Source organism: Allokutzneria sp. NRRL B-24872, from assembly GCF_002155965.1.
GTDB lineage: Bacteria > Actinomycetota > Actinomycetes > Mycobacteriales > Pseudonocardiaceae > Allokutzneria.
The window spans coordinates 2,188-17,921 of the sequence record NZ_MUMH01000039.1; the positions used below are offsets into that span (position 1 = coordinate 2,188).

At 70.2% G+C, this 15,734-nt stretch carries 9 protein-coding genes (1 of these 9 running past the window's edge); 7 read left to right on the plus strand and 2 right to left on the minus strand.

Annotation, left to right across the window (positions count from 1 at the left end):
• The 7 genes from mbhE to mnhG are packed head-to-tail and all read left to right on the plus strand — an operon-like array spanning position 1 to position 5,820.
• Complete coding sequence (gene mbhE / locus CCN37_RS10855) at positions 1-2,307, plus strand: hydrogen gas-evolving membrane-bound hydrogenase subunit E (RefSeq protein ID WP_086820600.1); 2,307 nt, start codon at positions 1-3, stop codon at positions 2,305-2,307.
• Positions 2,304-2,798 (plus strand): MnhB domain-containing protein, encoded by a 495-nt coding sequence (locus CCN37_RS10860; RefSeq protein WP_086820601.1) that lies wholly within the window; start codon positions 2,304-2,306, stop codon positions 2,796-2,798. Before mbhE ends, CCN37_RS10860 begins: the two co-directional genes overlap by 4 nt.
• A complete protein-coding gene (locus tag CCN37_RS10865) occupies positions 2,795-3,184 on the plus strand; it encodes a Na(+)/H(+) antiporter subunit C (RefSeq protein ID WP_086820602.1) in 390 nt (129 codons plus the stop codon). The genes CCN37_RS10860 and CCN37_RS10865 overlap by 4 nt, the downstream gene beginning before the upstream one ends.
• Positions 3,181-4,710 (plus strand): Na+/H+ antiporter subunit D, encoded by a 1,530-nt coding sequence (locus CCN37_RS10870; protein ID WP_086820603.1) that lies wholly within the window; start codon positions 3,181-3,183, stop codon positions 4,708-4,710. The genes CCN37_RS10865 and CCN37_RS10870 overlap by 4 nt, the downstream gene beginning before the upstream one ends.
• A complete protein-coding gene (locus CCN37_RS10875) occupies positions 4,707-5,189 on the plus strand; it encodes a Na+/H+ antiporter subunit E (RefSeq protein WP_086820604.1) in 483 nt (160 codons plus the stop codon). Before CCN37_RS10870 ends, CCN37_RS10875 begins: the two co-directional genes overlap by 4 nt.
• Positions 5,186-5,452, plus strand: a complete 267-nt coding sequence (locus CCN37_RS10880) for a monovalent cation/H+ antiporter complex subunit F (RefSeq protein ID WP_086820605.1) — start codon at positions 5,186-5,188, stop codon at positions 5,450-5,452. The genes CCN37_RS10875 and CCN37_RS10880 overlap by 4 nt, the downstream gene beginning before the upstream one ends.
• Positions 5,449-5,820 carry a monovalent cation/H(+) antiporter subunit G gene (mnhG, locus tag CCN37_RS10885; RefSeq protein ID WP_086820606.1) on the plus strand — a complete coding sequence of 124 codons (372 nt, stop codon included), beginning with the start codon at positions 5,449-5,451 and terminating at the stop codon, positions 5,818-5,820. Before CCN37_RS10880 ends, mnhG begins: the two co-directional genes overlap by 4 nt.
• Here mnhG and CCN37_RS10890 read toward each other — a convergent pair.
• Both CCN37_RS10890 and CCN37_RS10895 read right to left on the minus strand, forming a co-directional pair.
• On the minus strand, positions 5,753-6,976 hold the full coding sequence (locus tag CCN37_RS10890) for an MFS transporter (protein ID WP_086820607.1): 1,224 nt from the start codon (positions 6,974-6,976) through the stop codon (positions 5,753-5,755). The genes mnhG and CCN37_RS10890 overlap by 68 nt on opposite strands.
• Positions 6,973-15,734 carry the 3' end of a non-ribosomal peptide synthase/polyketide synthase gene (locus CCN37_RS10895; RefSeq protein ID WP_168200618.1) on the minus strand. Its footprint extends 10,177 nt past the window's final position, so the window shows 8,762 of its 18,939 coding nt (coding positions 10,178-18,939); its start codon lies off the right edge, out of view; the stop codon is at positions 6,973-6,975. Before CCN37_RS10895 ends, CCN37_RS10890 begins: the two co-directional genes overlap by 4 nt.

Here is a 15,734-nt window from a genome sequence, read left to right on the forward strand (position 1 = left end):
GTGCTAGTCCTGATCGCCGTCCATTTTCTCGTAGCCGCACTGCTTCCCGCCGTCGCCGCGCGCTGGGGGAAGGCCGCGTTCGTCCTCGCCGCCCTTCCGCCGGCCGCCGCGCTCGTGACGGCGCTGTCGTGGTCGGCGACCGTCCTCAATGGATCGCCGCCGACGGAGACGCTGACCTGGGCGCCGACGATCGGGCTCGACCTGACGCTGCGGCTCGACCCGCTCTCGCTGCTGATGATCGTCCTCGTGTCCGGGGTCGGCGCGCTGGTGTTCCTCTATTACGCCGCCTACACGTCTCCCGAAGACCCGCTTGCGGGGTCGAGCATGGACACAGCAGGCATTGCCCGTAGCTCTACGCTGCTGGTGATCTTCGCCGGATCGATGCTCGGCCTGGTCACCGCTGACGACGTGTTCTCCCTGTACGTGTTCTGGGAGTTCACCACCATCTGCTCGTTCCTGCTGGTCGGCGGCGCGGGGCTGACCAAGGCGGCGCGCCGCTCGGCCACGCAGGCGCTGCTGGTCACCGGCTTCGGCGGGCTGACGATGCTGCTCGGGCTGATCCTGCTCGGCACGGCGGCGGGCACGTTCCGGATCTCCGCGATCGTGGCCTACCCGCCCTCCGGCGCGGTGGTCGAGGTCGCCGTGGTGCTGCTGCTCGTCGGAGCGCTGACGAAGTCCGCCCAGGTGCCGTTCCACCCGTGGCTGCCCGCCGCGATGGTGGCGCCGACGCCGGTCAGCGCGTACCTGCACGCCGCGGCCATGGTGAAGGCCGGCGTGTACCTCGTCGCCCGGTTCGCGCCCGGGTTCGCGGAGCTGCCCGCGTGGTGGATTCCGTTGGTGGTACTGGGTTTGTGGACGATGGTGCTCGGCGGGATCAGGGCGCTGCGCGAGCACGACCTGAAGAAGCTGCTGGCCTTCGGCACGGTCAGCCAGCTCGGTTTCCTGATCGTGCTGCTGGGCGTCGGCGAGCACGTCGCGGCCGTCGCGGGCGCGACGATGGTGCTGGCGCACGGGCTGTTCAAGTCCGCGTTGTTCCTCGCGGTCGGCGTGATCGACAAGCTCGCCGGGACCAGGGACATCCGCGAGCTGTCCGGGCTGGGCGGGCGGTGGCCGGTCTTCACCGGCTTCGTCGTGCTCGCGGCGGCGTCGATGGCCGGAGCGCCGCCGCTGCTGGGCTTCGTCGGCAAGGAAGCCGCCTTCGAAGCGCTCCAAGCGGAACCGGTCGTGCTCGTCGTCCTGGTGCTCGGCTCGGCGTTGACCGTCGCCTACAGCCTGAGGTTCCTCATCGGGGCGTTCGGCACGAAACCCGGAGTGTCCCTTGTGGACAGTGTGCGGCCGGGCGCCGGGCTGGCCGCTCCGGTGGCGATCCCCGCGCTGGCCGGGCTCGTGCTCGCCTTCGCGCCGGGGATCGTGGAGCCGGTGATCGCGGGCTACGCCTCGGCCTACCCCGTCGCCGAACCCTATGGATTGGCTCTGTGGCACGGTTTCACGCTGCCGCTGCTGCTGTCCGCGGTGGTGCTCGGCGGCGGTTGGCTGGTGTACCGCTTCGCCACCGGGCGCTCCGAGTGGCTGCCGGAGGCGGTGCACGCGCAGACCGGCTACGACCGCGTGGTGATGGCGCTGGACGGCCTGGCGCGCGGGGTCACCGGGCGGTTGCAGGCCGGTTCGGTGCCGGTGTACCTCGGCGTGATCCTCGTGGTCGCGGTGGTGGTGCCGGGCGCGGGACTGCTGGCGGGACTGGCTCCGCTGCCGCGCATGCAGTGGTTCGACTCGTGGATGCAGGTGCCGCTGGCGATCGCGGTGCTCGTCGCGGCCGGGCTCGTGGTGCTGGCGCGGCGCAGGCTGACCGCCGTGCTGGTGACGGGCGTGATCGGCTACGGCATCGGTGCGCTGTTCCTGGTGGACGGCGGGCCGGACCTCGCGCTCGCGCAGTTCCTGGTGGAGTCGCTGACGTTGGTGGTGTTCGTGTTCGTGCTCCGCCGGATGCCGCCGAGGTTCAGCGAGGACCGGCGCCCGCTCAGCGAGGGCAGGTGGGTGAAGGCCGTCGTGGCGTGCGTCGCCGGGACCTTCGTCGCGGTGCTGGCGGTGCTGTTCTCCGCCAACCGGGACGGCCTGCCCGAAGCGAGCGTGGAGTACATCCAGCGCGCGCAGGAGGACGCGGGCGCGAGCAACGTGGTGAACGCGATCATCGTGGACTTCCGCGCTTTCGACACGGTCGGCGAGATCGCCGTGCTCGCGGTCGCGGCGACCGGGGCGGCGAGCCTGATCCTGGCCTCGCACCGGGCCAGGCGGAAGGCGGAGCGGTGAGCGACAGGGGACCGTGGTGGGAGTGGGACGCCCCGCGCGAGCGGTGGCTGCTCACCGAACAGGACTGCAACGGCTGGCCGCGTTCGCTGCTGCTGGAGGTGTGCGCGCGGATCGTCTTCCCGACGGTGCTCGTGCTGTCGGTGTACCTGCTCTTCGCCGGGCACAACAACAGCGGCGGCGGCTTCACCGGCGGGCTCGTGGCCGGGCTGGCGTTCGTGCTGCGCTACCTGGCGGGCGGCAAGGTCGAGCTGAGCGCGGTGGTCCGCGTGCGCCCGCCGGTGGTGATCGGCACCGGGCTGAGCATCGCCGTGATCACCGCGCTGGTGCCGACGCTGTTCGGGCTGCCGGTGCTCACCACCGACGTGTGGCAGCTCGGCCCGGTCAAGCTCGCCACCAGCCTGTTCCTGGACGTCGGCGTGTACCTGCTGATCGTGGGCGTCGTGGTCGACCTGCTCGGCACGCTCGGCGTGAGCCTGGAGGAGGACCAGTGACGATCACCATCACCATGGCCGTCCTGCTGGCCGGGCTGTACTCGGTCGGCTTCTACCTGCTGATGCAGCGCTCGCTGATGCGGGTGATCCTGGGCATCGTCATCCTCGGCCACGGCGCCAACCTGTTCCTCCAGGTCGCGGGCGGGCCGCCCGGAGTGCCGCCGTTCGCCGGGCTCTCCGCGCCGGAGGCCATGGTCGACCCGCTGCCGCAGGCGATGGCGCTGACCGCGATCGTGATCACCTTCGCGCTGACCACCTTCCTGCTGGCGCTGGCCTTCCGCTCCTTCGTGCTGCTCGGCCACGACGAGGTGCAGGACGACGTCGAGGACCGCCGCGTCGGCACCACCGCCGAGCGCAACGACCTCGTGCAGGAGGCGGCGCCGTGAGCATCCTGGTCGCGCTGCCCGTCCTGCTGCCCCTGCTCGCCGCCGCGTTGTCGTTGGCGTTCAACACCTTCCCGCGCGTGCAGCGGGTGCTGGGCGTGATCGTGCTGTCGGCGATCGTGGTCGACGCGTCGGTGCTGCTCGCGCACGTCGACCGCGCGGGCCCGGTGGTGCTGCGGATGGGCGGCTACAGCCCGCCGATCGGGATCACCCTGGTCGCCGACCGGCTCTCGGCGTTGCTGCTGCTGGTCTCGGCCGTGGTGACGCTGGCCGTGCTGGTGTTCTCGATCGGCCAGCGGATCACCGACTACGGCCGGGGCACGGCGTCGAACACCTTCCACTCGATGTACCTCGTGCTGTGCGCGGGCGTCGCGCTCTGCTACGTCACCGGCGACCTGTTCACGCTGTTCGTCGGCTTCGAGATCATGCTGTCCGCGTCCTACGTGCTGATCACCAGGCGCACCACGGCGCAGCGCGTGCGCGCGGGCATGACCTACGTGATCGTCAGCCTCACGTCCTCGCTGCTGTTCATCACGATGATCGCGCTGGTGTACGCGGCCACCGGGACGGTGAACCTGGCCGACCTCGCGGACAAGGTCGCGCAGCTGCCCCCGGGCATCCGGACCAGCCTCGGCCTGTTCACCGTGGTGGTGTTCGGCATCAAGGCCGCGTTGGTGCCACTGCACTTCTGGTTGCCGGACAGCTATCCCACCGCGCCCGCGCCGGTCACCGCCGTCTTCGCCGGCCTGCTGACCAAGGTCGGCGTGTACGCGCTGATCCGGACCCAGACGCTGATCTTCACCAGCGAGGCGATCTGGACGCTGCTGCTGGTGACCGCGCTGCTGACGATGATCGTCGGAGCGCTGGGGGCGTTGGCGCAGAACGACATCAACCGGATGATGTCCTTCCTGCTGGTCAGCCACATCGGCTACATGCTGTTCGGGCTCGCGCTCTACACCGAGATCGGGCTGACCGGCGTGATCCTCTACGTGGTGCACCACATCACCGTGCAGGCGTCGCTGTTCCTCGTCGGCGGTCTGATCACCCGGCACACCGGGACGGTGTCGCTGCGCGCGATGTCCGGGGTGGCCACGGCCTACCCGCTGGTGGCCGTGCTCTTCGCCATCCCGGCGCTGAGCCTGGCCGGGGTGCCGCCGTTCTCCGGCTTCGTCGCGAAGATCGCCCTGCTGCGCGCGGGCGCGGAGTCGGCCACGCTCACCGCCTACCTGGTGACTGGGGGCGCGGTGCTGACGAGCCTGCTCAGCCTGTACGCGGTGACGAAGATCTGGGTCGGCGCGTTCTGGGGCAAGACCCAACCGCCCTACGAGGACCCCGATCCGACCGACGAGGTCACCGTGGGCACCGGGAACACCTCGCGCGGCATGGTGTCGGCGACCGCCGCGCTGGTCGCGACGGGCGTGGCGATCGCGGTGTTCGCCGGGCCGCTGGCGGGGATCAGCGGGCGCGCGGCGAACGACCTGATCGACGGGAAGTCCTACCGCGAAGCCGTTCTGGGGGCCGCCCGATGATCTCGACGTTCGTGTGGCTCGTGGTGGTGTGGCTGATGCTCTGGGGCTCGGCGGACCTCGGTCTGGTGCTGCTCGGCGGAGTGGTGGCCGCGGGCGTGCTGCTGCTCTACCCGCTGCCGGCGGTGCGCTCGCGGGTGCTGCGGCGCCCGCACCGCCTGTTCGGGCTCGGCCTGTTCCTGCTGGCCGACCTGGTGACCTCGGGGATCAGGGTCGCCTGGGAGGCGCTGCGCTACGGGCGGAAGGTGCGCGCGGCGGTGATCGCGGTCCCGGTGCTCTCCGACGAGGACTACGTGATCGCCACGGCCGCGAACCTGCTGTCGCTGGGGCCGGGCAAGTTCGTGCTCCAGCTGGACCGGCGCGAGCGGATCTTCTACGTGTACGCGCTCGGAGTGCGCTCGGACGCGGAAGTGGATCGCGCGCGGGAGGACGTGCTCGGCCTGCAACGCCGGGTGATCAAGGCGTTTGGAGAACCGGCATGAGCACTGTCTTCACGATCACCTTCGGGCTGCTGGTGCTGGCCGGGGTGCTGACGCTGGTCCGGCTCGCGCGCGGGCCGAGGACGCTGGACCGCATCCTCGCCGTCGACGTGCTGGTGGTGCTCATCGCCTGCGGGATCGCCGTGGAGATGGCGGAGTCCGGCCGGGCGATGAACATCGCGCTGCTGCTGGCGATCACCCTGCTGGGCTTCCTCGGCTCGATCGGCGCGGTCCGGCTCATCGAGGACAGGAAGGACCACCGGTGACCAACGTGCTCTCCTCCGTCCTCCTGCTCGGCGGAGCGTTGTTCTGCGTGCTCGGCGCGCTGGGCATGCTGCGCCTGCCGGACGTGCCGAGCCGCCTTCAGGCCGCGACCAAGCCGCAGACGCTCGGTTTACTGCTGATCCTCTCCGGCACGGCGTTGCAGCTGCCGCCGTCGTACGCGGTCGGACTGGCGCTGGTCGCGCTGTTCCAGGTGCTGACCGCGCCGGTGCTCTCGCAGTTCCTCGGGCGCGCCGCCTACCGCACGGGCGCCGTCGAGGAGTCCACGCTGCTCTGCGACGACCTCAAGGCTGTTCGGGATGGTTCGCGGGATAGCGACGCAGAGTCGGGTTCAGCGTCACCAGGAGCGTGACCGCCGCGATCCCGCCCGTGCAGGTGAGCACGGCCGCGGTGGGCGGGAGTGACGCGGCGAGCTGACCACCGGCGAGCGAGCCGATGCCGAACGCGGCGCCGACCACGAGCGTCAGCACGCTGCCCAGCCTGCCGCGCAGCTCGTCCGGGGTGATCAGCATCTGGTGCGTGCTGATCGTGGTGTTCGCGGTCGGCGCGAGCAGGGCCATCAGTCCGAAGAGGACACCGATGAGGTAGCCGTTGTCGAACAGCAGGGTCAGCGGGGTCAGCAGCGTCACGCCCCAGAACACGCCGACGATCGACAGGTAGGGGCTCAGCCGCTCGCACAGCGTGGGCGCGAGCAGCGAGCCCACGATGCCGCCGACGCCGAGCATCGCGGCCATGAACCCCAGCTCCGCCTCGGGGATGCCGCGCCCGTTCGCCAGCACCAGGACCACCAGGTAGAAGCCCGCGAAGAACATGTTCAGCACGGCCGCGCAGATGGTGGTCACGCGGATCTCCTTGCGCTGCCACACCCACCGCAGCCCCTCGGCGATCTCGCGGCCGAGGTGCGGGTTCTCCGGCTTGACGCGCTCGCGCGGCGGGACGCGCAGGAACAGCAGCGCGAAGAACCCGATGATGTGCGTGATCATGTCGAGCAGGAACGGGAAAGCCCTGTTCAGGCCGTAGAGCACGCCGCCGAGCGCCTTGCCGCCGGAGTCCCCGAGCGCGCTGCGCGCCGCGTTGAGCCCGATCGCCGTGGACAGCTGGCTCTCCGCGACGAGGTTCGGCAAGCACGCGTCCTCGGCGGGCTCGAACAGCGCGCGGCAGATGCCCATCACCGCCGCGACGACCACGAGGTGCGGCACGGTCACGGTGCCCCAGAACAGGACCGCGACCAGGCTGCCGAGCGAGACCGCCTGCGCCGCCTCGCACCACACCATGACCTTCTTGCGATCCCACCGGTCGACCAGCGCCCCGGCGGGCAGCCCGACCAGCACCTGGCCGAGCGACTCCACCGCGACGACCGCGCCCGCCACCACCGGTGAGCCGGTGATCAGCAGCGCGAGCAGCGGGAACGCGAACGAGGTCGCGCTGAAGCCGACCTCGGCCAGCGCCTGGCTGGTCCACAGGATCGTGTAGTTCCTGTTGCGGGACAGGGGAACGGTCGTGGTCATCGGCAGTCCTCGGCGATACCGCGCAGCGCGGCCTCGAAGTCGGCGGCCACCCGGGAGACGGACTCCACGTCGTGGCAGTACCAGGAGAAACCGAGCACCCCGTCGGTCACCTCGCCGACCACGTCGACCAGGTGGCCCGCGCTGTCGCGCGAGTCCTGGTCGGCGCCGATCGACAGCAGCGCCGTGCGGTAGAGGCTGTGCTCGGTGTCCTGGGCCTTGGAATCGAACTGGCCCAGGTAGTTGAAGGAGATCCGCGGCGCCGGGCCGCCTTCGGGCAGGCCGCCCAGGTGGCGCAGCGCGCCGTAGCCGAAGCCGTTGCCCGGCACCTTGCGCAGCTGCTTGCGGACCGACTTGACCAGCTCGCGCCAGCCTCCGTCGGGCACGGTCAACGCGACCGGGTACATCGTGGTGAACCAGCCGACCGTGCTGCTCAGGTCGACGCCGTCCAGCACGTCCTCGCGCCCGTGTCCTTCCAGCGCAACGGAAACTCGGTCCTCGCCGGTCCACCGCGACAGCGCCCACGCCAGCGCCGCGAGCAGCACGTCGTTGATGCGCGTGCGGTAGGCGGTGGGTGCTCCGCGCAGCAGGGCCTCGGTGTCCTCGGCGCTGAGCAGCACCGGGACCGAGCCCGCCTCGCCCTTTCGTACGGGAAGGTCGGCGGTTGCCGTCGCGGAGGCCCAGTAGTCGCGCTCGTGGTCGAGGCCGCCCTCCGCGACGTACTCCGAGAGCCGCTTCGACCAGTCGCGGAACGACGTGGTCTTGCCGCCCAGGTCGATCTTCTCGCCACGCACCACCTGCTGGTAGGCGCGGTCGAGGTCGTCGAGCAGGATTCGCCACGACACGCCGTCCACGACGAGGTGGTGTGCGACGAGGAAGAGCTTCTCGTGGTTGAACAGCACCGCCTTGAACAGCGGCCCGGTGCCCAGGTCGAAGCTCGCGTGCACCTCGTCGGCGACCACCTCCAGATCGTCCTCTGTGGACAGTGTGAGGACGTCGACCTCGCTCACGTCCGCGTTGTGCTGGTGCCACTGGCCGTCGCGCTGCTCGAAGCGCATGCGCAGCGCGTCGTGCTGCTCCAGCAAGGCGTTCAGGGCTCGGCGCAGCGCGTCCACGTCGGGCCGCTCCGCCAGCTCCACGAAGTGGGACTGGTTGAAGTGGTGCGGGTTCACCCGCTCTTCGCTGAAGAACCAGTGCTGGATCGGCGTCAGCGGGACCTCGCCCACCACGGCCGCGCGGTCGGCGTCGTCCTGTGCGGTCGTGACGTGCGGCGCGAGCGCGCTGATCGTCTGGTGCAGGAACAGCTCCTTGGTGGCCAGCCGCAGTCCGGCTTGCCTGGCCCGCGAGGAGACCTGGATGCTCAGGATCGAGTCGCCGCCCAGGCTGAAGAAGTTGTCCGTCACGCCGACCCGCTCCAGGCCGAGCACGTCGGCCCAGATCTCGGCCAGCGCCTGCTCGACCGGAGTGCTCGGCGCGACGTACTCCGCCTGCGCGGCGCTGAAGTCCGGCTCCGGCAGCGCCTTGCGGTCGAGCTTGCCGTTCGAGGTCATCGGCAGCTCGTCCACCACCACGAACGCGCTCGGCACCATGTACTCCGGCAGCCGCTCCGCGAGGTGGTCCCGCAAGCCCGTGTTGTCGCCGACCACGTACGCGACGAGGCGGTTGCCCACGGCGATGACGGCGGCCTGGGTGACCGCGCCGTGGGCGAGGAGGGCGGTTTCGATCTCGCCGAGCTCGATGCGGAAGCCGCGGATCTTGACCTGTTCGTCCGCTCGGCCGACGAAGTGCAGTTCGCCGGTGGAGGTCCAGCGGACGACGTCGCCGGTGCGGTACATCCGCGAGCCCGCGCCCTCGAAGGGGTTGGCGATGAAGCGCTCGGCGGTGAGGCCGGGGCGGTCGAGGTAGCCGCGGGCGAGGCCGGCTCCGGCGACGTACAGCTCACCGGGGACGCCGATCGGCACGGGACTGAGTGCCGCGTCGAGCACGTACACCCGGGTGTTGGGGATCGGGCCACCGATGGGCGGGTGCGCTCCGGGAATCAGCGGCTGGCTCCACGTGGTGACCACCGTGGACTCGGTCGGACCGTACGCGTTGATCATCCGACGTCCGGTTGCCCACTTCGCGGTCAGCTCCGCCGAGCACGCGTCGCCGCCGACGACCAAGGTGCGCAAGGACGGCAGCTCATCGTCCACAGTGGCCAGTGCGACCGGCGGGATCAGCGCGTGGCTGACGCCGTGCGTGTTGATCACCTCGGCGAGCTGGTCGCCGAGCAGCGGGCCGGGCGGCGGTACGACGAGCGCGGCACCCGTCGGCAACGCCATGCACAGCTCCAGCACGGACGCGTCGAAGCTGGGGGAGGAGAACTCCAGCACCCGATCGCCCGCACGCACGTCGAAGTGCTCGGCCTCGGCGGCCGCGAAGCTCGCGAGCCCCTTGTGCGAGACCACAACGCCCTTCGGGCGCCCTGTCGAGCCCGACGTGTAGATGACGTAGGCAGCGTTCTCCGGGCGCACCACGACATCCAGGTTCGAATCGTCCACAGTGGACGTGTCGGGGAGTTCGCGGAGGACGAGCACCGGCTTGGCGTCGTCGAGCATGAAATCGATGCGCTCGGCCGGGTACGCCGGGTCGACGGGCAGGAACGCGGCGCCGGTCTTGGCCACCGCCAGCTCCGCCACGATGATGTCCACCGAGCGCGGCAGCGCGATCGCCACGATCCGCTCCGGCCCCGCACCACGGCTGACGAGCACGCGGGCCACGCGGTTGGCGCGCGCGTTCAGCTCGGCGTAGCTCAGCGAACCACCGTCGAAGACCAATGCGGGCGCATCCGGCGTCCTGGCGACCTGGTCCTGCACCAGCTCGGCGAAGGTCGCTTCGCGAACCTCGTGCGCGGTGTCGTTCCAAACGGTGATCACGCGGTGCTCTTCGCCCTCGGTGAGCACCGGCAGCTGCGCCAACGGCCGGTCGGGATTGGCCGCGATGCCGTCCAGCACAACGGAGAGCTGGTCGGCCAGGCGCTGGACCGTCGCGTGGTCGAACAGGTCGGCATTGTAGTTGATCACACCGGTGAGTTCGGGCTCGTAGAACTCCACGGTGAGGTCGAAGCTCGCCGTCGTCACCGGCAGCTCGACGTCCTCCGCCTCCAGGCCGATCAGCCCTTCGCTGTGGCCCGGCACGTTCTGCAACACCACCATGGCCTGGAACAGCGGCGTCCTGCTGGTGTCGCGGTCGGGCTGCACGGCGTCGACCACGCGCTCGAACGGCACCTCCTGGTTGCTGAAGGCGTCGAGCACGGTCGTCTTCACGTCGCCGAGGAAGTCCGTGAACGTCCGCTCGGAGTCCACAGTGGACCGCAGGGTGAGCGTGTTGACGAAGAACCCGACCAGCCGCTCCAGCTCGGCGCGCTCACGGCCGGAAGCGACCGTGCCCACAGCGACGTCGCGCTGGCCGGACCAGCGGTGGAACAGCACCTTGCAGGCCGCGACGAGGGCCATGAACAGCGTGCCGTCCTGTCGTCGCGCGAGGTCGCGGAGCCTGTCGGCCACGACCGCGGGTACGGCGAACTCCACGTTGCCGCCCGTGGTGGTGTGCACGGCGGGGCGCGGGTGGTCGGTCGGCAGCTCCAACGGTGCGACGCCGTCGAGCTTGTCCTTCCAGTACCCGAGCTGCGTCTCCAGCACGTCGGTGCGACTCCGCTGCCACGCGGCGAAGTCGGCGTACTGCACGGGAAGCTCCGGCAGCTCCGCTCGCACGCCCAGCAGCTCCGACCGGTACAGCTCGGCCAGGTCGCCCATGATCACCCCGGCGGACCAGCCATCGGTGACGATGTGGTGCATGCTCAGCGCGAGCACGTGCTCCTTCGGCCCGGTGCGGAACAACGTCGCACGCAGAAGCGGTCCGGTCGCGAGGTCGAACGGCTTCGTGCTCTCCTCAGCCAAAGCGGCTTCGAGGTCCTTCGTGTCGATCACTGGAATCTTCACCGGCGCGGCCTGGTGAACGCGCTGGACCCCTCGTCCGTCAACGGCTTCGAAGGTCGTGCGCAGCGACTCGTGCCTGGCGATCAGGTGTGACATCGCGCGGCTCAACGCGGCCACGTCGAGGTCGCCGCGCAGGCGGACCGCGAGCGGCGTCAGGTACTCAGTGTTGTGCGGGTCGAAGTCGTTGAGGAACCACAACCGCTGCTGCGCGAACGACAACGCGAGGTCACCGTCGCGGGGCACGACCGGGATCGCCTCCGCCGCGCTCTGCCCGGTGATCGCCGCCGTCAGCTCCGCGACCGTTGGAGCCGTGAACAGCTCGCGCGGCGAGATCTCCACGCCGAACGCCGCGCGCACGCGAGCCGCCACTCGGATGCTCAGAATCGAGTCGCCGCCGAGCGTGAAGAAGTTGTCGTGCACTCCGATCGACGCGCCCAGCACGTCGGCCCAGATGCCGGCCATCGTGCGCTCGTCGTCGGTGCGCGGCGCCACGCCATCGGTCGCCGCCCACTCCGGCGCTGGGAGGGCCTTGCGGTCCAACTTCCCGTTCGCCGTCATCGGCAGCTCGCCCAACTCCACGAACGCGCTCGGCACCATGTGCTCCGGCAACCGCTCGGAGAGGTGCTCCCGCAGGCCCGTGTTGTCGCCGACCACGTAGGCGACGAGGCGTTTGAGGCCGGGGGTGTCCTCGCGGGCGATGACGGCGGCGCGAGTGATCGAGGGGTGGGTGAGGAGGGCGGTTTCGATCTCGCCGAGTTCGATGCGGAAGCCGCGGATCTTGACCTGCTCGTCGGCGCGGCCGACGAAGTGCAGTTCTCCGGAAACCGACCAGCGGACGACGTCGCCGGTGCGGTACATCCGCGAGCCGGGGGCGTCGAACGGGTTGGCCACGAAGCGAGAAGAGGTCAGACCGGGCCGCGAGAGGTAGCCGCGCGCGAGGCCGACTCCGGCGACGTACAGCTCACCGGCGACGCCGGGCGGGACGGGGCGCAAAGCCGAGTCCAGCACGTAAGCGCGGGTGTTGCGGATCGGGCCGCCGATCGCGGGAACAGCGCCGGGAACGAGCGGCGAGCTCCACGTCGACACCACGGTCGCCTCGGTGGGACCGTAAGCGTTGATCATGCGGCGGCCCGGGGCCCAGCGCGCGACCAGCTCCGCCGAGCACGCGTCGCCGCCGACGACCAAGGTGCGCAGCGAAGGCAGCTCACTGTCCACAGTGGCCAGTGCGACGGGCGGGATCAGCGCGTGGGTCACGCCGTGCGTGTTGATCACCGAAGCGAGCTGGTCGCCGAGGAGCGGGCCGGGCGGCGGTACGACGAGCGCGGCGCCGGAGGTGAGGGCCATGCACAGCTCCAGGACGGACGCGTCGAAGCTCGGCGAGGAGAACTCCAGCACACGATCGCCTGGCGAGACCTCGAAGTGGGAAACCTCGGCCGAGGCGAAGCTGGCCAGGCCCGCGTGCGACACCGCGACGCCCTTCGGCTTCCCCGTCGAACCCGATGTGTAGATCACATAGGCGGTGTTGGACGGCCGCAGCTCGACCACGGGGTCGCTCTCATCATCAGAGACGTCGAGCAGATCCGTCAGCACGGCGAGCGGGCGGGAGTCCTCCAGCATGTACGCGATGCGCTCGGCGGGGTAGTCCGGATCGATCGGCAGGTAAGCCGCACCGGTCTTCAGCACGGCGAGCTGCGCGACGATGATGTCGACCGAGCGCGGGAGCTTGAGCGCGATCAGCTTCTCCGGGCCAGCGCCCGACGCGATCAGTCTGTGCGCCAAGCGGTTCGCGCGGGTGTTCAGGTCCGCATAGGACAGAACGACATCGCCGAGTACCGCAGGTGCGGACGGCGTGCGCGCGAGCTGAGCGCGGAACAGCTCCGGGAACGTCGCGGGGACGATGTCGTGCGCGGTGGAGTTCCAGTCGGCGAGCACGCGCGCCTGGTCGGCGGCCGACACCCACGGCAGCTCGCCGAGCGGGCGGTCCGGGTTCTCCGCGATCGCGGTCAGCAGGATCTCCATGCGCGCCGCGAGAGTGTCCATTGTGGACGCGTCGAAGAGCTTCGGGTCGTAGGCCAGCTCGACCCGCAGCACGGGGTTGTCGTCGTCAAGGTAGGCCGCGACGCTCAACGGGAAGTTGGTGGTGTCCAAGCCCTCAGCCGCGCCGAGCTTCGGAGCTCCCTCAAGGCTGTCGTCGCCCATCGGGTAGTTCTCGAAGGCCAGCATGCTGTCGAAGAGCCGCGCTCCGCCGACGATGTTCTGCAACTGGGCGAGCGAGACGAAGTCGAACCGGCGCGAATCGCTCTGCTCCACCTGCAAGGCCCGAAGCCACGCCAGCGTGCTCTCGTCCTCCCGCACGCGAACCCGCGTCGGCACGGTGTTGATGAACATGCCGATGATCGACTCCACGCCGGGAAGCTCTGCGGGGCGCCCGGAGACCGTGGTGCCGAACACCACGTCCCGCTCGCCGCTGTAGCGCGCCAGCAGCAACGCCCACGCGCCCTGGACCAGAGTGTTCACGGTGAGCCCGCCGGAGCGCGCGACCGCGTTGAGCTTGTCGGCCCGCACGTCCAGGGTGACCGAGGCGGAGGACTCGGAGCGGTGCGCGTCCACCGGCGCCCGGTCGAACGGCAGCGGCGTCGGGTCTTCGAAGCCCGCAAGCACTCCGCACCAGTGCTCGGTCGCGGCGTCCGGGGACTGCTCGCCGAGCCAGCGGAGGTAGTCGGAGAACGGCCGCCGCGGCTCGGGGGAGGGCTTGCCGACGTACTCCTCGATGACCTCGCCGAAGACCTGGGACGTGCTCCAGCCGTCGAGCAGGATGTGGTGCGAGGTCCACAGCAGGTCGACCTCGTCGTCGGAGACGCGCCCGATCGTCAGCCGCATCAACGGCGCGACGGACATGTCCATCCCCGCGTCGCGATCGGCCTCGGTGTCCACAGTGGAGTAACTGATCGGCAGCGTCACGTCGCGGTGCACGACCTGCACCGGCTCATCGACGCCCTGCCACACCACGGACGTTCGCAGGATCGGGGTGCGGTCGACCACGCGCTGCCACGCCTCGCCAAGACGGCGCGGGTCGGAGACGCCGGACAGCCGCATCCTGGTCTGGTTGAAGTAGGCGGTGGTGTCGGTGTCCACCAGGGTGTGGAACAGCATTCCCGCCTGCAACGGCGTGAGCGGGTAGATGTCCTCGGCGTCGCCGATCGCGTCGACCTGCGCCTGGGTGAGCTTCGCCAGCGGGAAGTCCGACGGCGTGCACCCGCCGACTCCGGGCTGGGCGCAGTGCTCGATGATCTCGCGGAGCGCCCGCGTCATGGCCTCGGCGACGCCGCGCACCGTGGCTTCGTCGTGGATCTCGGCGGAGTACTCCCAGTCCAGCTGGAGCACGCCGTCCTCGACGCCGCCGGTGATGTCGAGCAGGTGCCCGCGCTCGGCGTCGTCGGGCTGGTTCTGGCCGATCTCCTCGCGGCGAGCCCGGATCAGGCCGCTCGCCTCGTCACCGCCCACGTCGAACGAGCCGTGGTAGTTGAAGCAGATCTCGGGCAGGTCGTGCCCGTCCAGCTCGCCGCGCAGGTAGCGCAGCGCCTCGAAGCTGAGTCCGCGGTCGGGGATCGCGCGGAGCTGTTCCTTGACGGACTTGAGCACCGTGCCCCAGTCGCCGCCCGACATGTCCAGGGCGAGCGGGAACTGGCTCGTGAACCATCCGACAGTCCGCGAGAGGTCGACACCATCGATGACCTCTTCGCGGCCGTGCCCCTCCAGCGCGATCCGCGCGGTGGCGGAGCCGGTCCAGTCCGCGACGGTCCGCCCGAGCGCGCTGAGCAGCACATCGTTGATCTGCGTCCGGTAGACGCTAGGAACGTTGTGCAGCAACGCATCCGTCTCGGCCTTGGTCAAGCTGACCGACACGCTGCGCGCCGAGCTGACCGTGTTACCACCGCTGTGGTCGACCGGGACCGCCTCGGCTGCGGGCAGCGTCGACCAGTAGGTGAGCGCGTCGTCGAAGTGCCCGCTGCTGACGTGCTCGGCGAGGCGCTTGGCCCAGCCGCGGAAGCTCGTGCTCTTGCCGCCGAGGTCCACCGGTTTGCCCTGGGATGCCTGGGAGTAGGCGGTTTCCAGGTCCTCAAACAGGATTCGCCAGGACACGCCGTCGATCACGAGGTGGTGCGCCGCAATGAACAGACGCGGCGCCGGTTCGCGGAACAGGATCGCCTGGAACAACCGTCCTGTGTGGACGTCCATAGTGGACTGTACGGCGTGGGCCTCCCCGTTGACGGACAGGACGTCGTAGTCCTCGCCGAGGTCCTGGCTCAAGCCGTCGAACCTGCTGCGAAGCGCTTCGTGGTGCTGTGCGACGGCATTCAGCGCGAGCCGAAGGGCGTCTTCGTCGACTTCGGGGTCGAGCGAGACGTGCATCGACATCGTGTAGTGCTTCGCCGGGTCCTGGGTGGCGAAGAACCACCGCTGGATCGGCGTCAGCGGCACCGGCCCGGTGATCACTTCTTCAACGCGCTCCACCACCACGTCGGGGGTGACGCCGACCGCGAGTTCGGCCACGGTCTGCCGGAGGAAGATGTCCTTCGACGTGATCCGCAAGCCCGCCTGCCGCGCCCGCGACACCACCTGCATGCTCAGGATCGAGTCGCCGCCGAGCGCGAAGAAGTTGTCCCGCGCGCCGACCCGCTCCACGCCGAGCACGTCGCCCCAGATCGCGGCCAGCTGCTGCTCAACCCCGGCCTTCGGCTCGACGAAGCCCGCGTCCGACTGCGCCTCCACATCGGGAAGCG